14 protein-coding genes are annotated in these 19,581 nt (G+C 68.7%); 7 read left to right on the top strand and 7 right to left on the bottom strand.

Going from position 1 to position 19,581, the window contains the following annotated elements; all coding sequences use genetic code 11:
• Window positions 1-18: 18 nt before the first annotated feature.
• Window positions 19-1,305, top strand: a complete 1,287-nt coding sequence (locus FW760_RS24180) for a benzoate/H(+) symporter BenE family transporter (protein WP_446444052.1) — start codon at window positions 19-21, stop codon at window positions 1,303-1,305.
• Here FW760_RS24180 and FW760_RS24175 read toward each other — a convergent pair.
• From FW760_RS24175 to FW760_RS24145, 7 genes are read right to left on the bottom strand one after another with little or no spacing between them, the layout of a single operon-like run.
• Window positions 1,199-3,034: a dipeptide ABC transporter ATP-binding protein gene (locus FW760_RS24175; RefSeq protein WP_282362546.1), complete on the bottom strand. Its 1,836-nt coding sequence runs from the start codon at window positions 3,032-3,034 to the stop codon at window positions 1,199-1,201. The genes FW760_RS24180 and FW760_RS24175 overlap by 107 nt on opposite strands.
• Window positions 3,031-3,849, bottom strand: coding sequence for an ABC transporter permease (locus tag FW760_RS24170; RefSeq protein ID WP_043860485.1), 819 nt, complete (start codon window positions 3,847-3,849; stop codon window positions 3,031-3,033). The genes FW760_RS24175 and FW760_RS24170 overlap by 4 nt, the downstream gene beginning before the upstream one ends.
• Window positions 3,850-3,861: 12 nt before the next feature.
• Window positions 3,862-4,923, bottom strand: coding sequence for an ABC transporter permease (locus FW760_RS24165; RefSeq protein WP_054915363.1), 1,062 nt, complete (start codon window positions 4,921-4,923; stop codon window positions 3,862-3,864).
• A complete protein-coding gene (locus FW760_RS24160) occupies window positions 4,916-6,490 on the bottom strand; it encodes an ABC transporter substrate-binding protein (protein WP_196932390.1) in 1,575 nt (524 codons plus the stop codon). Before FW760_RS24160 ends, FW760_RS24165 begins: the two co-directional genes overlap by 8 nt.
• A gap of 10 nt (window positions 6,491-6,500) precedes the next feature.
• Window positions 6,501-7,676 carry an LLM class flavin-dependent oxidoreductase gene (locus tag FW760_RS24155; RefSeq protein ID WP_446444051.1) on the bottom strand — a complete coding sequence of 392 codons (1,176 nt, stop codon included), beginning with the start codon at window positions 7,674-7,676 and terminating at the stop codon, window positions 6,501-6,503.
• Between the two features lie 10 nt (window positions 7,677-7,686).
• Complete coding sequence (locus FW760_RS24150; protein ID WP_054915366.1) at window positions 7,687-8,421, bottom strand: class II aldolase/adducin family protein; 735 nt, start codon at window positions 8,419-8,421, stop codon at window positions 7,687-7,689.
• 15 nt (window positions 8,422-8,436) lie between these two features.
• Window positions 8,437-9,492, bottom strand: coding sequence for an ABC transporter substrate-binding protein (locus FW760_RS24145; RefSeq protein ID WP_446444050.1), 1,056 nt, complete (start codon window positions 9,490-9,492; stop codon window positions 8,437-8,439).
• Window positions 9,493-9,782: 290 nt separating this feature from the next.
• On the opposite strand from FW760_RS24145, the gene FW760_RS24140 reads away from it, so the two are divergent.
• The 6 genes from FW760_RS24140 (at window position 9,783) to FW760_RS24115 (ending at window position 19,533) form a co-directional block, all read left to right on the top strand.
• Window positions 9,783-11,000 (top strand): acyl-CoA dehydrogenase family protein, encoded by a 1,218-nt coding sequence (locus FW760_RS24140; protein WP_043862912.1) that lies wholly within the window; start codon window positions 9,783-9,785, stop codon window positions 10,998-11,000.
• Between the two features lie 55 nt (window positions 11,001-11,055).
• Window positions 11,056-12,834 (top strand): ABC transporter ATP-binding protein, encoded by a 1,779-nt coding sequence (locus FW760_RS24135; protein ID WP_446444049.1) that lies wholly within the window; start codon window positions 11,056-11,058, stop codon window positions 12,832-12,834.
• Entirely contained in the window at window positions 12,827-14,650 is a 1,824-nt protein-coding gene (locus FW760_RS24130) for an ABC transporter ATP-binding protein (protein ID WP_054915370.1), read from the top strand. Before FW760_RS24135 ends, FW760_RS24130 begins: the two co-directional genes overlap by 8 nt.
• Before the next feature lie 183 nt (window positions 14,651-14,833).
• Window positions 14,834-15,979 (top strand): LLM class flavin-dependent oxidoreductase, encoded by a 1,146-nt coding sequence (locus FW760_RS24125; RefSeq protein WP_043862915.1) that lies wholly within the window; start codon window positions 14,834-14,836, stop codon window positions 15,977-15,979.
• Window positions 15,976-17,034: an ABC transporter substrate-binding protein gene (locus FW760_RS24120; RefSeq protein ID WP_043862916.1), complete on the top strand. Its 1,059-nt coding sequence runs from the start codon at window positions 15,976-15,978 to the stop codon at window positions 17,032-17,034. The genes FW760_RS24125 and FW760_RS24120 overlap by 4 nt, the downstream gene beginning before the upstream one ends.
• 267 nt (window positions 17,035-17,301) lie before the next feature.
• Window positions 17,302-19,533 carry a TonB-dependent receptor gene (locus FW760_RS24115; RefSeq protein WP_282362488.1) on the top strand — a complete coding sequence of 744 codons (2,232 nt, stop codon included), beginning with the start codon at window positions 17,302-17,304 and terminating at the stop codon, window positions 19,531-19,533.
• The last annotated feature ends 48 nt before the right edge of the window (window positions 19,534-19,581 follow it).

Genomic DNA, 19,581 nt, shown 5'->3' with positions numbered 1-19,581 from the left:
TCCCGCAAGGACCTGCCCATGAACCGAACCGCTTCGCGCCTGCACCCGCGTGACCTCGTCTCACCCACCCTGGCCGCCCTGATCAGCGTCATGGTCAACTATGGCGGCACCTTCGTGCTGGTGTTCCAGGCCGCGCAACTGGGCAACCTGACCGCCGCGCAAACCGCCTCGTGGGTGTGGTCGGTGAGCATCGGCGTGGGCCTCACCGGGGCCTGGCTGAGCTGGCGCTACCGCGCGCCGATCATCACCGCCTGGTCCACCCCGGGCGTGGCGTTCCTGGCCACGGTCATGCCGTTCACACCCTATGGCGAGGTGATCGGCGCCTACGTACTGTGCGCCATCGGCTTCATCCTGCTGGGGCTGTCGGGGGTGTTCGAGCGGCTGGTGCGCTGGATACCGGCCGGCATCGCCGCCGGGCTGCTGGCAGGCATCCTGCTGCAGTTCGGGGTCAACGCCTTCGGCGGGGCCAGCGCCGACCCGCTGCTGGTGATCGTGCTGGTGCTCACCTACGCCGTGCTGCGCCGCTTCACCTCGCGCTTTGCCGTGGTCGGGGTGCTGGTGGCGGGCCTGGCCATGCTGCTGGCCCAGCAGCGCCTGGACCTGCACGGCGTGCACCTGAGCATGGCGCTGCCGGTGTTCGAAACCCCGCAGTTCAGCCTTGGCGCGCTGTTCGGCGTGGCGCTGCCGCTGTTCATCATCACTCTCACCGGGCAGTACATGCCCGGCATGCTGGTGCTGCGCAACGACGGCTACGCCACCAGCGCCAACCCGATCATCACGGTCACCGGGCTGGGGTCGCTGCTGATGGCGCCGTTTGGCGCCCATGCGTTCAACGTGGCCGCCATCACCGCGGCCATCTGCACCGGCAAGGACGCGCACCCAGACCCGGCCAGGCGCTACCTCGCCGGCATCGCCTGCGGGGTGTTCTACGTCACCGTGGGGGTTTTCGGCGTGACCCTGGCCAGCCTGTTCATGGTGCTGCCGCGCACCTTCGTCACCACCCTCGCCGGGCTGGCCCTGCTGGGCGTCATCGGTGGCAGCCTGGCCAGCGCGATGGGCGATGCGCGTACTCGCGAGACCGCGCTGATCACCTTTCTGGCCACCGCCGCCAATGTCACCCTGCTGGGTATCGGCGGCGCGTTCTGGGGGTTGCTGACCGGCCTGCTGGTGCATGCGCTGATGCACGCCGGCCGCCCGCTCAGCCCAGCCGTGGCGAGTGCGCCAGCAAGCCCTGGGTGTACGCCGCCTGGGGGTGGTCCAGCACATCCTGCGCCGGCCCCTGCTCGACAATCCGCCCTTCCCTGACCACCACCACGCGGTCGGCGATGGCGCGCACCACGCCCAGGTCGTGGGTGACGAACAGCAGGGTCATGCCCTCGCCCTGCAACTGCTTGAGCAGCGCCAGGATCGCCGCCTGCACCGACACGTCCAGGGCCGAGGTCACCTCGTCGCAGATCAGCACCGAAGGCTCGCACACCAGCGCGCGGGCAATCGCCACGCGCTGGCGCTCGCCACCCGACAGATGATGCGGGTACTTGTGCGCCGCATCCGGGGGCAGCGCGACCCGTGCCAGCGCCGCGTCGATACGCGCCCGGCAGGCCGCGCCCTTGAGGCCGAAGAAGTGCTCCAGGGGCGCTTGCAGGCACTGCGCCACGGTCTGGCGCGGGTTCAGGGCGCGGTACGGGTTCTGGAAGATGTACTGGATACGGTGGCGCGTGGCCGCGGGCCGCTGGCGCGCCAGCAGGCTCAGCGGCTGCCCGTCGAAGGTCAGCTCGGCCTGGGCGGTATCGCCCAGCCCCGCCAGGGTGCGCGCCAGGCTGGTCTTGCCCGAGCCCGACTCGCCCACCACCGCCAGGCATTCGCCCTTGTACAGGTCCAGCGACAGGTCGAACAGCACCTGGCGGTCGTAGCTCAGGTTGAGGTCGCGCAGGCTCAGCAGCGGCGTGTCAGCGCAGCTGAGCACCGTTGCCGGCACCACCGCCGGCGCGGCCACGGCGGTCAGTTGCGGGTGCAGGCAGGCGACCTGCTGCGCGCTGTCCAGCGCATTCAGCGACGGCTCCAGCGAGGTGCAGGCAGCGCTGCGGCGCGCGCACCGCGGGGCGAAGGCGCAGCCTTGCGGGCGCTGACCGGGCGCCGGGGCATGGCCGGCAATCGCCTGCAACGGGCGCTGGCGGGCCACGTCCGGAATCGCCGCCAGCAGGCCCAGGGTGTACGGGTGCGCGGGCCGCGCGAACAGGCGTTCGCGCTGCGCCACCTCGACGATGCGCCCGGCGTACATCACCATCACGCGGTCGACCAGGTCCTTGATCACGGCCAGGTCGTGGGACACGTACACCGCCGCCACCCCCTGCTCCTTGCACAGCCTGCGCAGGGTTTGCAGGATGTGCGCCTGGGTGCCGACGTCGAGGGCGGTGGTGGGTTCGTCGAGCACGATCAGGCGCGGGCGCAGCACGAAGGCCAGGGCCAGCATCACCCGTTGCTGCTGGCCGCCGGACAGTTGATGGGGGAAGCGCCTGAGAAACTCGCGATCGCCGGGCAGGCCGACGTCCACCAGGGTCTGCTGCAGCCGGTCGGCCTGGGCTGCGCGGGCAAGCTGCGGCTCGTGGGCCAGCAGGGTTTCGCGCAGCAGGTTGCCGATGCGCAGCGCCGGGTTGAGGGCCATGGCCGGGTCTTGCGCAACATAGCCGATCAGCCCGCCGCGGGCACGGCGCAGGGCATCGCCCTTGAGCTCGAGCAGCGAGGCGCCGGCAATGTCGATGCGCCCGCCGGCAATCTGCGCACCGCGCCGGGCATGGGCCAGCAGCGCGGTGGCCAGGGTGGTCTTGCCCGAGCCGGACTCGCCGACAAGGCCGAGGATTTCACCGGGGGCCAGGCTGAAGTGGATGTGGTCGATGATATCGGCGCCGCTGGCGAGTTCGACCCGCAGGTTCTCGACCCGCAACGCTTCGCCGGCAACGCCGGCTCCTACAGACGGTGCAAAACCTGTAGGCGCCGGCGTTGCCGGCGAAGAGGCCATCAAGGCATGCGCATTCATTTGCGTTCTCCCGCACTGTGCCGGGCAATGCCCTCGGCCAGAATATTGGTGCCGTAGGCGAACACCCCGATCAGCAGCGCCGGTGCCAGCACCGCCCACGGCTGCACCAGCAGCCCGGCCTGGTTCTCGTTGATCATCAGCCCCCAGTCCGCCGCCGGCGGCGCCACGCCGTAACCCAGAAAGCTCAGGCCCGACAACATGCCCACGCCCCAGGTCAGCATGTTGCCAAAGTGCACCAGCAGCGGCGTCAGCACGTTGGGCAGGATCTCGCGCAGCAGAATCCGCGTGCGCGAAAAGCCCATCATCTGCGCCGCCTCCACGAACTCCTGGCTGGCCACCGCCACCGCACTGCCGCGCGCCAGGCGGATCACGCCGGGGGTAAAGGCAATCGCCACGGTCATCACGATCAGCCACGGCGCGCGCCCCAGCATCGACACGATCAGCAGCACCAGGATCAGGTCCGGAAACGCCAGCCACACATCCGCCAGCCAGGTGATGGCCTGGTCCAGGCGCTGGCGCGACAGACCGGCCAGCAGCCCCAGCGCCGTGCCCAGCACCAGCGCAATGGCAGCGGCCGCCAGCGACATCCACAGGATCGACACACCGCCACCGAGCAACCGCGACACCACGTCGTGGCCCAGAAAATCATGTCCCAACGGCGCCTCGCCGCTGGGCGGCCCGTACACCCCGCCAACCATGTCGGTAGGCGCATGCGGCGCCAGCCACGGGCCCAGCAGCGCCAGCAGCACGATGGCCAGGGTCACCAGCCCACCCCGACGAATTTGCGGCTCACGCCAGACACTTGCACTGAACATGCTCTCTTCCTCTCAAGGGGCCTTAGCTGCCGGGCGGCGCCACCAGCTCTGGATGCCGCGACGGTTGCGCTGGATCAGCGTGACCCGGCGCGCGGTGCGCAGCCTGGGGGTCAGCAGCACGGTGAGCAGATCGGCCAGCAGGTTGATCGCCACCACGCCCAGGGTGATCACCAGCACCACGCCCTGGATCAGCGGCAGGTCGCGCATCTGGATCGCGGTGTTGAGCTGGGTGCCGATGCCGGGGTAGCTGAAGATCACCTCGGCCAGCAGCGCGCCGCCGATCAGCGTGCGCAAGGTCAGGGCCACGCCCTGCACCGCCGGCACCAGCGCGTTGGGCAAGGTGTGGCGCCACACGATGCGCCATTCGGGCACCCCGCGCAGGCGCGCCGCACTCACGTAGTCGGATTCCAGCGCCTCGATCATCGAGGCGCGTACCAGCCGCGCCAGGTAAGGCAGCGACGACAGGCTCAGGGCCAGGATCGGCAGCAGCAGAAACTCCAGCTGCTGCCACAGGTGCTTGTCCGGGTCGAGGATCGACACCGCCGGCAGCAGACTGAACTGCGGCATGGAAAACAGCAGCACCAGCCCGATGGCCAGCAGAAAACCCGGGGTGGCCTTGAGAAAGATCAGCGCCGACAGCGCCCAGCGGTCCAGGCGGCTGTCACGCCGCAGCGCCAGGCTCACGCCGATGCTCAACGCCAGCGGCACCACCACCAGCAGCACGCCGCCCAGCAGCGCCAGGGTATTGCCAAAGCGCGCGAGAATGATGCCGGCCACCGGTTGGTTCGAATCCAGCGAGATGCCCAGGTCACCGTGCAGCACCTGCCCCAGCCAGCTCAGGTACTGCAGCAGGATCGGCCGGTTCAGGCCCAGTTGCTCGCGCAGGGTCTGGATGCTCTCCAGCGGCGCGTCGGGGCCCAGGATCACGCGTGCAGGGTCCGAGGGCAGCGCCTGGGTGGCGATGAACACCACCAGGCTGATGACCCAGGCGGTGAGCAGGCCATAGCCCAGGCGCCCGATGAACCAGGGCAGCCAGGCCGGCAGTCGATGAGAGGTTGCGCACGGTTCAGGCATGGTTCAACCACAGGCTGTCAAAGCGCCAGGAGGCGAAGGTGGTCTGTTCGCCGTGCAGGCCGCCGACCTTGTTCGAGGCGGCGTCCAGCACGTCGGTGAAGCCCCAGATCAGCAGGCCGCCGCGCTGGTGCTGAATGGCCTGCGCCTCGTGTACCAGTTGCTTGCGCTGCGCCAGATCCGGCTGGCCGAGGGCCTGGGTGAACAGCGCACTGAAGCGCTCGTCACGGAAGTTGCTGCGGTTGTAGATCGCCAGCGGTGCATCGTTGTGCAGGCCGGTGGCCAGAAAGCCGCGGGCCGGTGTCGAGCCGGGCGACATCAGCCACTGCTCCTTCTGCGGGCCGTTGAATACCGAGGCGTCCACCGGCGTGACCTTGACCTGGACCCCGGCCTTCTTCGCCTGCTGGGCGAACACCAGGGCAGCGTTGATTTCGTTGGCGGTGGTGGTCAGCTCTATGCGCAGGTCGGTCTGCCCGGCCTGGCGCAGCAGCGAACGGGCCTGGTCCAGATCGAAGGGGCGCTGGGCGATGGCATGGTTGTAGGTGGGGTCGGTTGGCGAATACAGATCGTTGGCGATGCGCCCGAAACCGTTGAGGCCACGGCCCACCAGCTCCTGGCGGTCGGCCAGCAGGCGGAAGGCCTGGCGCACCCGCTCGTCCTGGAACGGCGCCTTGGCCGTGTTGAGGTTGAAGCCACTGAACGAGGTGGTGGGCGACACCACCAGTTGCAGGCGCGGGTCGGCCTTGAGCAAGGCACTGTGCTCGGCCTGCACGCCGCTGGCGATGTCGATCTGCCCGGCACGCAGGGCGGCTACGCGCGATACCTGGTCCTTGAATTCGATGATCTCCAGCTCGTCGGCATATGGCTGGTTGGGCTTGTAGTAGTTTTCGAAACGGCTGAACAGCGCACGCTGGCCCGGCACGAAACGTTTGAGCCGGTACGGGCCGGCGCCCACCGGGTTGCTGACCGGGTCGTAGTCGGTGGGCACGATGCCGCCGAAGGCAATCAGGGTCTCGTCCAGCGGGAAGAAGCTGCGGCCCTGCTTGAAGCGGATCTCGATGGTGCGCTCGTCGAGCTTGCGCAGCGCCTGGCGGTCGATGGCGCCCACCAGCCCGGCAAATGGCGAGGCAAGTTTCGGGTCGGTCAGGCGCAGGATCGAGAACAGCATGTCGTCGGCGCCGATGCTCTTGCCGTGGTGGAACTCCAGCCCCGGCTTGATGCGAATGGTCCAGGCGCTGGCATCGGCATTGGGCTCGGCAAATTCGGCCAGGCCCAGGCGCGTGCTGACGTCATCGTTCCACTCCCAGAACTTGCTGTACAGCGCCCAGCCGCGAATGATCCCGCCACCGGAAGGCTTGTGTGCATCCAGGTTGCCGGCCTGGTCGCCGTCGATGATGCCGACGCGCAGGCGCCCGCCGTGCACCGGGGTGCCCGGGCGTGCAATGGCCGCCGCGCTGCTGGCAGGCCCGCCGGCATCGCAGCCGCCCAGCAGGCTGGAGCCCAGCAACAGGCCGCCACCGACGGCCAGGCTGTTGCCGAGGAAGATCCGGCGCGAGAATTCATGAGGCATGGGCAGCTCCTTAGGCCGGCTCGGCAGCGGTGCGCGCACCCAGGCGCGGGATCTCGAACCCGTGGTCCAGTTCCAGCAGCGGGAACAGCAGGTCGGCCACCCGGTGCGCTTCATCGATCAGCGGAAAGCCCGAGAGAATGAACGCCGAGGTGCCCTGCTGCTGGTACTCGCGAATGCGCTCGGCCACCTGCTCGGCACTGCCCACCAGGTAGGTGCCGGACGACGGGCCGAGGATGTCGAAGCCGAACAGGCTGGGGCCGGTCCACACGTTGGGGTAGATCTCAAGCTCGCGCGCAGTGGGCAGGCGCCCGTCGCGGATGCTCTGCACGTTGCGCTGCACCTGCGGGTTGTCGCTGTGGAAGGTGTCCAGGGTCTGGCCCGGCGGCAGGTGGCGCTCGATGGCGGCGCGGGCGGTGGCCAGGGAGGTCTGTTGCAGCAGCTTCTCGGCATGTGCCCAGGCTTGGGCCTCGGTCTCGCGCACGATGACCTGCAGGCGCGTGCCGTAGGTCAGTTCGCGGCCGATCTTCGCCGCTTCGGCGGCCACGCGGCGGAACTTGTCGCCCAGCCTGGGCGGGGTGTCGGCAAAGCTCAGGTACACGTCCAGCAGTTGCACCGAATGCGCCACGCCCACGTCCGAGGTGCCGGCGCCCCACAGGGGTACCGCCAGGCGCTGCGGCGGGTGCCAGCCGCCCAGCGGATGGCGCGCCGCCGCAGCCGGGCGTGGCGCGAGCTGCACGTACTGGCCGTCGAAACCGGCGGTGTCGCCGGCATAGATGCGCTGGAAGGCGCGCCAGTATTCCAGGCTGAACTGGTAGCGCTCATCGTGCGGGTAATGCACACCCAGGGTGGCCAGGCCCGCGTCGCTGCCATTGACCACGTTGAACAGCAGGCGGCCGTTGGAGAACTCGTCGAAGGTCAGCGCCCACTTGGCCAGCACCGCCGGCGACAGCTCGCCCGGGTGCTGCGCCACCAGAAAGCGCAGGCGCTCGGTGGCATCGATCAATGCCGCCGACACCGCCAGGCTCTCGTTGGGGCTTGAACCCAGCAGGGCGCCGTAGAACCCCAGGCGGTCACTGGCCACCGCCAGTTGCCTGAGGTGGGCGAAATCGGTTTTCCAGCGCCCCTGGGGCTCCCACGGGTAGGGGCCGTCGGGGCTGGTGAGGTACCACAGGATCTTGATGGCCATGGCAGGTTCCTCAGGCGCGTGGGCGGTCGATGGCCGGGACCAGGCCCAGCGCGTGGGCGCGGTCGATCAGCTTGCTCATGTTCCATTGCTGGGTGAGCACGCCGGGGCCGTAGGGGCGCGAGCCGCCGATGGACTCGGCCAGCAGTTGCAGTTGCGCGCCCTCCTCCAGCAGCAGGATGAATTCGGCAGTGGCGCGCAGGCCCTGGCGCCCCCACACGGTCGCACCGCCGTTGGCTTCGAGAATCGCCGGGGTGTAGGGGTTCTCGGCCAGGCGCTCGAGAATGAAGTCGACCTCGTCCTGGCGCCGGTCGATGTACACCGGCAGCTCGCGGGCCAGCTGGTAGCGCTGCACCGGCACGTAGTGGAACGGCAGGCTGCGCTGGGTCTGCGCCCAGGCGCCCAGGTACGGGGTGTGCACGTGGGACACCGTGGTGATGCCGGCGTCTTCGCGAAACAGCCGGGTGTAGCGGCCCAGCCCGCCCTTGCCCTGGCCATGCACCAGGTTGCCGGCAAAGTCGCTGACCGTGGCCTGCAGCGGCTTGCGGTAGTCCCACGGGCCTGGGTAGTTGACCGACACCAGCAGCTCGCGGCCCGGTACGCGCTCGATGAAGCCCACGGTGCCGGCGGCGGTGAGGGTGTTGGTTTCGCGGAACACGGTGAAGGCCTGTTCGGCCTCGTGCAGCACCTGCTCGATGAAGGCCTTGAGGTCGGCGTCGATCAGGTGCTCGGTGGTCAGTACGGTCATGGCGGACTCCTTGGTTCAGGCGCGGGCGCGCTGGGCCAGCAGTTGATGGGCAGCTTGCAGTGGACGCGGGTCGACCCAGTCGGCCAGGTTGAAATCGGCTTCGAGAAAGCCATGCAGGTTGAGGAAGGTCTTCTGGATGTCCAGGTAGCCCAGGCGCTGGGCCGAGAGGTCCGGGGCCAGGGTGGTGTGGAAGTCGCCACGGTAGGCTTCGTCCACGCCCTGGGCGCCGGCGCGGGTCTCGTCCTGCAGGATGCGCAGCAGTGCCTCGCGGTTGTGGCTGGCCCAGTCGGCGGCGCGCAGGGTCTGCGCGAGGAAGCGCACCACCAGCTCGAAGTGGTTGTCCAGCAGGCTCTGGTGCACGGTGATCGGCCGTGGCGTGCCGTTGTTGATGCGGTAGCGCGGGTCGCTGATCTGGTCCAGGTCGATGCCCACCACCAGGCCCAGGCGGCGCGCTGCATCGGCAGCGGCGGCGCCCTTGACGTACACCGCGTCGACCTCGCCACGGGCCAGGTAGTCCAGCCCCGACCACAGGCGCTGCAGGCCCTGCTCGGGGGTGAGGGCGTCGTCCTGGTTGTGCAGCGCCACTTCCACCAGTTCGACATCGTCGAAGCTCAGGCCGGCCAGGCTCAGCGCGCCCTTGTAGCCATGCAGGCTCATGGCGCGGGCGATGCTGCCCGGGCGGTTGTCGCCCCAGGCTGGCAGCGCCAGGCGCTTGCCCTTGAGGTCCCGAGCGCTGCGGATGCCGGAGTCGGGGCGTACCAGGACGGTCTGCCATTCCTCGATCCAGGTCAGGCCGATCAGGCGGCTGGGCGAACCGGCGGCGCGGGCGGCCAGGGCCGGCACATTGCCGCCCTCGCGAAACAGCCCGGGCAACTGGTGATCGTAGTGGTGATGGCCGAGCTGGCGGGCCTCCTGCAGGGTCTCCACCGGCAGGCCGTCGGCGGCGAATTCCTCCCCCAGCCAGCCCAGGGTGTAGGCGATGCCGGAGGCGGTCGGCACGGGGCAGCGGGTGAACCAGATCTGTTCGAGGGCCGGTGCGGCAGGCAACGGCAAGGTAGCGGCGATTGACATGGGCATGTTCCATCAAGCGAAGGTAGCCATGCCATTGCAGCGCCCGTGCCAACTCACCAACTCATTGTTTTTGTTGGTTTTTTAGAGACCTTCTGAACACCGGCTGCTGGCCTGGCAGCAGTGTTGCAGCTGCCCTGCTGCTGCCAGAGCAACAATCGGCGCCCCGCTGCTGCCCCAGCAGCACCCCGCCGCCCGCACCTGGCCGCAGTCCTTGTGGCACAAGGCTTTGCGGCGTGTGGCACAGAACCTGCTCAAGGGCCTGAAACCTGTTCATTCAAGGAAGCCCCCGCATGAGTACCCCGCCCCGCCGCCTGGAAAGCGCCGCCCAGGCCATCGCCGCCGCCCATGAAATCGCCGGCCAGATCGCCGAGCTGGCCCGCGACCGGCACAACAACCGCCAGTTGCCGCGTCGCCAGGCCCAGCTGCTGTCCGACAGCGGCCTGACCGCCATCGGCGTGCCCGCGCAGTTCGGCGGGCTGGGCGCTTCGGTACAGACCATCGTCGAGACCGTGCGCATCGTGTCCGCCGCCGACGGAGGTGTCGGGCAACTGCTGCAGATTCACAACGTGATGCTGCGCGGTGTGCTCAGCGGCTACCCGGATGAAGTGCGCGAGCGCCTGATCGCCGACCTGCTGGCCGGCAAGCGCCTGGGCAACGCCCTGGCCGAGGTCGGCGGCAAGAACAAGTTCGCCCTCAAGACCCGCATCGAGCGCCGCGAAGACGGCAAGCTGGTGCTCAACGGCAGCAAGTTCTACTCCACCGGCTCGTACCTGGCCGAATGGATCTCGCTGACCGCCGCCAGCGACGACGGCGGCGCCGGGGTGCTGCTGCACCGCGACACGCCGGGCCTGACCCTGCTCGACGACTGGGACGCATTCGGCCAGAACAACTCGGTGAGCGGCACGGTGCAGTTCGACAACATCGAGCTGGACGAGCGCTATGTGCTGCGCCGCCAGGGCCCGATGAAGCGCACCGGGCTGACCTTCCCGCAGATACTGCACGCGGCCATCGACACCGGCATCGCCGCCGGCGCCCTGCAGGCCGGCATCGACTACCTCAACCAGCACGCGCGCCCGTGGGTGGAGAGCGAGGTGGAGCGCGCCAGCGAAGAGCCGCACATCATCCGCCAGATCGGTGAATACGCCGTGGCCCTGCGCGCCGCCGAATCGCTGCTGCGCGATGCCGCACGGACCTTCGATGCGCACGAGCTGGCCCCCGACGACAAGGCCCTGCAGGACGAGCTGATTCTCTCGGTAGCCACCGCGCGGGCGCACTCGGATGCCGCCTCGCTGAAGATCTCCAGCGACATCTTCTCGCTGCTGGGGGCCAGCGCCTCGCTGAGCAAATGGAACCTGGACCGCTTCTGGCGCAATGCGCGGGTGCACACCACCCACGACCCGATCCGCTGGCGCCTGCACCACGTGGGCAACTACTACCTCAACGGCATCGACCCGGGCGAATACACCGCCATTCTCGCCGCCAGGCAGAGCGCGGGCGCCAGCCGCTGAACACCGGGCGCGGGGCCTGCCCTGCGCCTGCTTTCCCCTTTGCCTCGAGTTTTCCATGAGCCCTCGACACCCGCTGCTGCGCAGCCTGGCGATCTACCGCGAAATGCCCTGGCGTTTCGCCCTGGTCGCCGGGCTGTTCGTTTTCATCAACCTGGGGCTGGTCTGGCAGCAATGGCTGATCGGCCATGCGCTGAACGACGTGAGTGCCGGCGCCGCCGTGGTGCGCCTGGCCGATGGCAGCCTGGATGCACGCCTGGCCTGGCACTGGTTCTGGCTGATAGCCGCGGTGGCGCTGGGCCGCGCGGTGTTGCAGTACGCCGCGGCCATCGGCTCGCTGGTGCTCGGCCAGGCGCTGCTCACGCGCCTGCGCGAGCGCCTGCTGGCCCAGGTGCAGGCCCTGCACCTGGGCTACCACTGGCAGCACGGCATGGGCGAGATGGTCACCCGCACCACCCGCGATGCGGACAAGGTGCGCGATGCGCTGATCAGCTTCTGGCGCCAACTGGTGGAAACCCCGTTGGTGGTGCTGGCCACCGTCGGCCTGCTGACCTGGTACGACCCGTGGCTGGCCCTGGGGCCGCTGCTGCTGACCGTGCTCGGGCTGGGCATATTCGTGCACCAGACCGAGCGCCTGGTGGCACTGGACCGTGCCGTGGGCGCCGCCTACGACCGGGTCAACCAGGACCTGGCCGAAGGCATCGGCGCGGTACGGGTGATCAAGTCGTTCGGCCTGCAGGCCCAGCGCATCGAGGGCTTTGCCGCGCAGGTGCAGGTGTTTGCCGGGCATGCACGCCAGGCGCTGGCCTACGCCAGCTCGCGCATACCGCTGCCGCAGGCGGTGGTGGCGCTGGGGCATGTGTGGATCCTGGTGGTCGGTGCGCAGCTGGTGGCCCAGGGGCGCATCGGCATCGGCGAGCTGGTGACCTCGCTGCTGATCGCCACCACCCTGGTGTTTCGCATCGAAGGCATCGGCCGGGTGATGCAGACCTTCGCCGACGCGCGCGCCTCGGCCGAGCGTATCTGGCAGTTGCTCGATGCGCCGGTACACATCGTCAGCGGTCAGCAGTCGCTGCCCCCGGGGCCGCTGGGCCTGAAGCTGGAGGCTGTCGGCGTGGCAGCGCCCGGCGGTGGGCAGGCGGTGCTCAGCCAGTGCTCGTTGCAGATAGAACCCGGCGAGGTGGTCGCGCTGGTGGGCGCCACGGGCACCGGCAAGAGCCTGCTGGCCAGCCTGCTGCCGCGCCTGACCGAGGCCGACCAGGGCCGCGTGCTGCTGGGCAGCGCTGCACGGGGCTGGCACGACGTGCGCACCCTGGCGCTGGATGAACTACGCCGGCGCGTGCATGTGCTGCCCCAGGAGAGCTTTCTGTTCGCCGACAGCCTGGCTGCCAACCTGCGCCTGGGTGCGCCCACGGCCAGCGACGCGCAACTGCTCGATTCACTGCGCCAGGCCAGCGCCGAGGACGTGCTGGCGCGCCTGCCCCAGGGCCTGGACACGCCGCTGGGCGACCGTGGCGTGACCCTCTCGGGCGGCCAGCGCCAGCGCCTGTGCCTGGCCCGCGCCCTGCTGGCGGCCCCCGACATCCTGTGCCTGGACGACGCCACCAGCGCGCTGGACGCGATCAGCGAGCAGCGTGTGCTCGACACCCTGCGCCAGCGCCGCAGCGATGGGCATGCACCGACCCTGCTGCTGATCGCCAGCAAGCTGAGCACCGTGCAACTGGCCGACCGCGTGCTGCTGCTGAGCAGTACCGGCATTGCCGACAGCGGCAGCCATGCGCAGCTGCTGCACCGCAACCCGACCTACCGTGAACTGCTGGGGATCGAGCATGGCTAAGCCGCAAGCGGGCACTGCCCTGAGCGATATCGAGATAGAAGAATTACTGGCCAGAAAGGCCCTGGACCGCAGCATGTTCCGGCGCCTGCTGCCCCTGCTGCGCCCGGTGCGCCGGCAGATCGGCTGGGTGATCGGCCTGGAGCTGGTGCTGGTGTTCACCGTGTTCCTGCGCCCGTGGTTCGTGCGCGAGCTGCTCGATCACGGGCTGATCCATGACGGCAACGCCTGGCTGCTGGACCCGCCGCTGGTGCTGTGGCTGGGCGCGGGCCTGGCGGCAAGCTGGCTGGGGCGCTTCGTGCTGGCGGGGCTGTCGCAGTACATCGCCGGCAGCGCCGCGATCAGCGTGCTCAACGACCTGCGCGTGCGGGTGTTTGCGCACGTGCAGGCGCTGAGCGTGGGCTACTTCGACCGCACCCGCGCCGGGCGCATCATTTCGCGGGCCGACCGCGACGTGGACGCGCTTGAGCCGCTGCTGATCCAGGGCCCGCCCGAGCTGCTCGGCGCCCTGCTGCGCTGCAGCCTGGCGGCGGTGATGCTGTGGCTGATAGAGCCGCTGTTCTTCTTCAGCCTGATCGGCAGCGTGCCGTTGCTGCTGCTCGCCACCTGGGGCTTCAAGCGTATCGCCCAGCGCAACTGGGCGAAGGTCGCGGAAAACCGCAGCCGCTTCACCGCCCACCTGGTGGAGAGCGTCAGCGGCGTGCGCCTGCTGCAGCAGACCGGCCGGCAGCAGACCAACCTGCAGCGTTACCAGGGCCTGCTGGACGACTTCAACCGCGCGCTGATTCTGGGCAGCCTGCGCTCGGGCTGGTTCGCGCCGTTCACCGCGCTGCTGGCCGCGATGGGCATGGCGGTGCTGGTGCTGGTGGGTGGCTACGGGCTGGCCGAGGGTTCGGTGACGGTAGGCCAGGTGGGTGAAAGCCTGTTCTACGTGATGCTGTTTCTGGGGCCGTTGCAGGAGCTGACCGACCTGTTCGAGCGCTATGCCACCGGTTCGGCTTCGGCGCAGCGGATCTTTCTGCTGCTGGACACCGCGCCGCAGATTCTCGACCCGCAGGTGCCCGTGGCGTTGCCCAGGGCGCGTGGCGAGGTGCGCTTCGAGCAGGTGCGCTTTGCCTATGAGCGTCAGGCGCCAACGCCGGTGATCGACGGGCTGGACCTGCACATACGGGCCGGCGAGGTGCTGGCATTGGTCGGGCCGTCGGGGCATGGCAAGAGCACGCTGGTGCAGTTGCTCACGCGCTTCTATGACGTGGACGGCGGCGCGGTGAAGCTCGATGGCATCGATGTTCGCCAGTTGAGCCAGCAGCAGTTGCGCCGGCACGTGGGTGTGGTGCTGCAGGACAACGTGCTGTTTGCCGGCAGCATCCTCGACAACCTGCGCCTGGCAGCACCGGGGGCGGACGATGCGACGCTGATCGCGGCGGCCCGCGAGCTGGGCGCCGATGAAGTGCTGGAGCGCCTGCCGCACCAGTACGCGACCCAGGTGGGGGCGCTGGGCGCGCACCTGAGCCATGGACAGCGCCAGCTGGTGTGCCTGGTGCGGGCGTACCTGGCAGACCCCGCGGTGCTGGTGCTGGACGAAGCCACCTCGGCGGTGGACGTGCATACCGAGCGGCGCATCCAGCGGGCGTTGCGTCGGCTGTGCGAGGGGCGCACGGCGATCATCATCGCGCATCGGCTGGCGACCATTCGCGAGGCAGACCGCATCGTGGTGATCGGCCAGGGCCGCCTGGTGGAGCAAGGGCCGCATGCGCAGTTGCTGGCCAGGGGTGGGGCGTATGCGGCGCTGCATCGCAGCTATGCGCGGGCCGGTTAGGGCCAATCGCGGGTCAAGCCCGCTCCCACAGGGGGGCATTGCTCTGGTGCTGCAACCGCCGCACCCACTGCTGCTGCACTGCTGCCCTGGCAGCAGTGCAGCAGCCCACCCCCCGCAAAATCGGGCCCGCACCGCGTGGCATGACGGTTGCACCACCTCTGGCACATTCACCGAGGAACAGCCATGAGCACCGAATTCTTCTGGCGCCTGCCCCTGGGCACCGACGGGCCGCAATTGAGCACCGACCGGCACAACCGTGGCAGCTTCAGCCACCAGCACGGCCATATCGCACCCGGCCGGCTGGCAGACGGCCGCCCCGACGGCTTCACCTATATCGACTACATCGCCCAGGTGGCCAAGGCTGCCGAACTGGCCGGCTTCGAAGGCGCCCTGCTGCCCACCGGCCCCGAACCCTGGATCGTGGCCGCCGCACTGGCCCGCGAAACCCGCCGCCTGCGCTTTCTGATCGCCTTCCAGGCCGCCTGGACCCTGCCCGCCTACGCCGCACAGCAGGCCGCCATCCTGCAGCACCTGAGCCACGACCGCCTGGACTGGAACATCATCACCGGCGGCAACCCCGCCAGCCAGCGCGCCCAGGGCGACTTTCTCGACCACGACCAGCGCTACCGGCGCACCGGCGAATTTCTCGACATCATCGACGGCCTGTGGCGCAACGAGCACTTCAGCTACCAGGGCGAGGTCTATCAACTGGACAACGGCGCCCTGCCCGAGCACCTGGCCCATGTGCGCAAGCCGGGGGTGTACTTCTCCGGCTTCTCCGACCCGGCCCTGGACGTGGCTGCACGCCACGCCGACGTGTACCTGAACTGGGCCGAGCCGATCGAGCAGCTCAGGCCGCATATCGAGCGCGTGCGCGAGCTGGCCGACAGGCAGGGCCGCACGGTGCGCTTCGGCCTGCGCGTGGACCTGTTCGCCCGCGAAACCGAAGAGGCGGCCTGGCGCGACCTGCGCCGCCAGTTCGACAGGCTTGACGGCAGGCCCAGCGCCCTCTCCAGCACCTTCAGCACTGCCAGCGACTCGGTCGGCGGCGCCCGCCAGAGCGCCTATCACCAGAACATCCAGCGCTTCGACGACCTGATTCTGGGGCCAAACCTGTGGGCCGGTTTCGCCAAGGCCAAGCCCGGCCCCACCGTGGGCCTGGTGGGCAGCCACCAGAACATCGCCGAACGCCTGGCCGAGTACCGCGACGCCGGCTTCTCGACCTTCATCCTGGCCGGCAACCCGCACCTGGAAGAAGCCCTGCGCATCGGCCAGGAAGTGCTGCCGCTGGTGCAACAACAACCCATCAAGGACCCGATGCCCCTATGACCACCCCTCTCGATACCCTCTGGTACACCCACAGCCCGGTGCCGACCGGCCTTGGCATCGCCGTGCAGACCGGGCGCCTGGCCGAGGCGTTCCAGCCGCTGGGCACCTCGATCCAGTCGCTGCGCGAGTCCAGCGAGCGCGAAGTGCGCGAAGCCCACTACGACCATCACCTGCCCAACTCGGTGCGCCACGGCGGCAACATTCCGGCGATCTGGGCCTACGCCAGCGGCGTGCAGACCCGCGTGCTGGGGCTGAGCTGGGCCGATGAGGTGCAGTTGATCCTGACCACCGAGGACAGCGGCGTGAAAAGCGTGCGCGACCTCAAGAACCGCCGCTTCGGCCTGCCCAAGTGGGCTAACGTGCAGATCGACTTCACCCGCGCCCAGGCCCTGCGCGGGCTGGAAAACGCGCTCAGGCTCGAAGGCCTGGACGTGGCCGATGTGGAGCTGGTGGACTACCCCTACGGCGGCACCCACAGCGACGAGCAGGTCACCCATGTGCATGGCGCCACGGTGACCCTGGGCATGAACCGGGTGAGCCGGCGCAACAACGAACTGATCGGGCTGCTGCGCGGCGATATCGACGCGATCTTCCTCAAGGGGGCCTCGGCCTTGCAACTGGCCCACGAGTTCGGTTTGCGGGTGGTGATCGACACCGGCTCGCACCCCGACCCGCTGATCCGTTCCAACAACGGCACGCCGCGCACCCTGACTGTTGACCTGAACCTGCTGCAACAGCATTTCGGCGCGTGCACGCGCATCGTCGACGTGGTGCTGCGTACCGAGCAGTGGGCCTGGGCCAACCCCGATGAAACCCGGCGCTACCTGGCGCGCGAGCTCAACACCAGCGAGTACTGGGTGGCGGCGGCGTATGGCGAGGACGCGCACCGGCGCCTGCGGACCACGCTGGACAGTCGCTCGATCGAGGCGCTGCAGGATTTCACCGATTTTCTGCATCGGTGGCATTTCATTGCGCGGCGCTTCGATGTGCGCGACTGGATCGATTTCAGTGTGCTGGAGGCGGTGATCGGGTCGACGTCGCGGGTGGCCACCTGATTGCTGGGGCTGCTTTGCAGCCCATCGCGGGTCAAGCCCGCTCCCACAGGATTCGCACGGTCCGTGTGGGAGCGGGCTTGACCCGCGATGCAAGGCGCAGCCTTGCCAACCGGTTGCTGCTGCAGCAGCAGGCGTTCCACAGCCCCCTGCTGCACCACTAGCAACCCACCCCGAAACACCCGATAAAACCCATGTAAATCAACAGCTTGCAAACATGGCACAAACCCTGCTCTAGCCCCGTATCAGCCACACTCGGGGAGCCACACCATGCATCAGCTTCATCCACTGGCCAGGGGCATCGGCCTGGGCCTGCTGCTCGCAGGCACCAGCACCGCCCACGCCGACGACAGCACCACGCCGGCACTCAAGACCGTCACCGTCACCGCACAACACCGCGAAGAAACCCTGCAGGAAGTGCCGGTGGCGGTCAGCGCGGTCCAGGGCACCAGTATCACCGCCGACGGCGTGCGCGCCATGGGCGACATCACCACCTTCATCCCCAACGCCTCGGCCAAGAACCCCGATGGCGATGGCCGCCCGCGCTGGTACATCCGCGGCCTGGGCACCGGCGACACCGGCGCCGCCACGGTCTACCCGGTGGGCATCTATGCCGACGACGTCTACCTCAACGCACCCGTCGCCGGCGGCGGCCCGCTGTTCGACCTGGAGCGCATCGAGGTGCTGCGCGGCCCTCAGGGCACCCTGTACGGCAAGAACACCACGGCGGGGGCAGTCAACGTGATCTCGAAAAAGCCCACCTTCGACACCGACGGCTTCGGCACCATCGGCTTTGGCAGCAAGAACGAACGCATCCTCAACGGCGCCCTGGGCGGCACCCTGGTGGACGAACGCCTGGCCGGCCGGGTGTCGCTGTATTCCGAGGAGCGCGACGGCTTCACCCACAACCTGACCAACGACCAGACCTATGGCGACGTCAACAAGAAGGCCGTGCGCGTACAGTTTCTGGCCAGGCTCAACCCGGACCTGGAGGCGCTGTGGAAGCTCCACGGGCGCCAGTTCAAGGGCGATGGCAGCAGCGGTTCGCTGCCGCTGGGCACCTATTACAACGTCGGCTACCAGCGCCCGCAGGGGCGGCGCATCGAGCTGAACGTGGACGAGCACTCCAAACTCGACCACGACGGCACCTCGCTGACCCTGAACTGGGACATCGGCGACTACCGGCTGACCTCCATCACCGCCTACGACTCTATCCGCCAGCAGTCGCTGACCGACGCCGACTACACCCCCTACGAGGTCAACGGCGCGAGCGACACCGACAATCGCTACGACCAGTACTCGCAGGAATTTCGCCTGGCCTCCCCGCAGCAGGAAACCCTGCGCTGGATGCTCGGCACCCATTACTTTCACGAAACCCTCGACAGCACCGACCGGCGTTTCGTGACGCCGGGCCCGACGCCCAACGGCACCGGCTCCAACCAGATCGGCGGGGTCGACCTGAGCAGCCTCGACTACACCCACAAGACCGACAGCTACGCGCTGTTCGGCAACCTGGCCTATGACCTGAGCGACAACTTCACCGTGACCGGCGGGCTGCGCTGGACCACCGAGAAAAAGAGCATCGACCTGGACCTGGCCCAGCTCACCCGTACCAGCGCCAACGGCCCGCTGGTGCCGCTGGGCGCTGCGGGCGCCAACGGCAACCGCGACGAGAGCAAGCGCTGGGACGCCTGGACCTACGATGTGACGCCCGAGTACCGCATCAACGACAACCTGCGGGTGTTCTTTCGCTATGCCCACGGCTTTCGCTCCGGCGGCTTCAACACCGGGCTGTCGAGCAACCTGGCGCAGCTGACCACGGTCGACCCGGAACAGCTCGATGCCTACGAGCTGGGCCTGAAATCGGAGTGGTTCGACCACCGCCTGACGGTCAACGCCAACCTGTTCTACTACGACTACCAGGACATCCAGGTCAACCTGCTGACGGTCAACAGCGGCGTGCTCACCACCGCGCTCACCAACGGTGCCAAGGGCAAGGTCAAGGGCGCGGAGCTGGAGATCGAGGGCCAGCCCACCGACTACCTGCACCTGCGCGCGGCGGTGTCGTTCCTGGACACCGAGTACACCGACTTCAAGAACGTCAACCCCACCACCGGCGAGGTGACCGCCGACTACAGCGGCAACAGCTTCGTGCGCTCGCCGCGCAACGTGGTGTCGCTGGGCGCCGACTACACCATCCCGCTGGCGATCGGCGGCAAGCTGGTGGCCGGCGCCGACGTGAGTTTTCGCGACAAGGAGTACTTTCTGGCCAACCGCCAGAGCAGCGCCGAGCCGACCCTCAGCCAGCCCCACTACACCCTGGCCAACAGCCGCCTGACCTGGTTCAGCGCGGATGAAAAGCTCAGCGTGACCGGCTTCGTCAACAACCTCACCGACCGCCGCTACCAGGTGCACGGCCGGCCCAACGGCCCCCAGGGCCAGTACGTGCTGACCTACGGCGACCCGCGCACGGTCGGCCTCAGCGTCACCAGCCGATTCTGATCGACCGCGCCGGCGGCAGGCTGCCGGCGCACTTCAACTGCCTTGCAA

The sequence above is a fragment of the Pseudomonas sp. 1176_21 genome, from assembly GCF_052850635.1.
The sequence above is the reverse complement of the archived record's forward strand: the minus strand, read 5'-3'. Positions and strand labels throughout refer to the sequence as shown.

Coding starts and splice junctions, on each gene's coding strand:
- FW760_RS24170 (WP_043860485.1), bottom strand. CDS start 3,849: ATGTTCAGTGCAAGTGTCTGGCGTGAGCCGCAAATTCGTCGGGGTGGG.
- FW760_RS24180 (WP_446444052.1), top strand. CDS start 19: ATGAACCGAACCGCTTCGCGCCTGCACCCGCGTGACCTCGTCTCACCC.
- FW760_RS24160 (WP_196932390.1), bottom strand. CDS start 6,490: ATGCCTCATGAATTCTCGCGCCGGATCTTCCTCGGCAACAGCCTGGCC.
- FW760_RS24120 (WP_043862916.1), top strand. CDS start 15,976: ATGACCACCCCTCTCGATACCCTCTGGTACACCCACAGCCCGGTGCCG.
- FW760_RS24175 (WP_282362546.1), bottom strand. CDS start 3,034: ATGAATGCGCATGCCTTGATGGCCTCTTCGCCGGCAACGCCGGCGCCT.
- FW760_RS24150 (WP_054915366.1), bottom strand. CDS start 8,421: ATGACCGTACTGACCACCGAGCACCTGATCGACGCCGACCTCAAGGCC.
- FW760_RS24135 (WP_446444049.1), top strand. CDS start 11,056: ATGAGCCCTCGACACCCGCTGCTGCGCAGCCTGGCGATCTACCGCGAA.
- FW760_RS24165 (WP_054915363.1), bottom strand. CDS start 4,923: ATGCCTGAACCGTGCGCAACCTCTCATCGACTGCCGGCCTGGCTGCCC.
- FW760_RS24115 (WP_282362488.1), top strand. CDS start 17,302: ATGCATCAGCTTCATCCACTGGCCAGGGGCATCGGCCTGGGCCTGCTG.
- FW760_RS24140 (WP_043862912.1), top strand. CDS start 9,783: ATGAGTACCCCGCCCCGCCGCCTGGAAAGCGCCGCCCAGGCCATCGCC.
- FW760_RS24145 (WP_446444050.1), bottom strand. CDS start 9,492: ATGTCAATCGCCGCTACCTTGCCGTTGCCTGCCGCACCGGCCCTCGAA.
- FW760_RS24125 (WP_043862915.1), top strand. CDS start 14,834: ATGAGCACCGAATTCTTCTGGCGCCTGCCCCTGGGCACCGACGGGCCG.
- FW760_RS24130 (WP_054915370.1), top strand. CDS start 12,827: ATGGCTAAGCCGCAAGCGGGCACTGCCCTGAGCGATATCGAGATAGAA.
- FW760_RS24155 (WP_446444051.1), bottom strand. CDS start 7,676: ATGGCCATCAAGATCCTGTGGTACCTCACCAGCCCCGACGGCCCCTAC.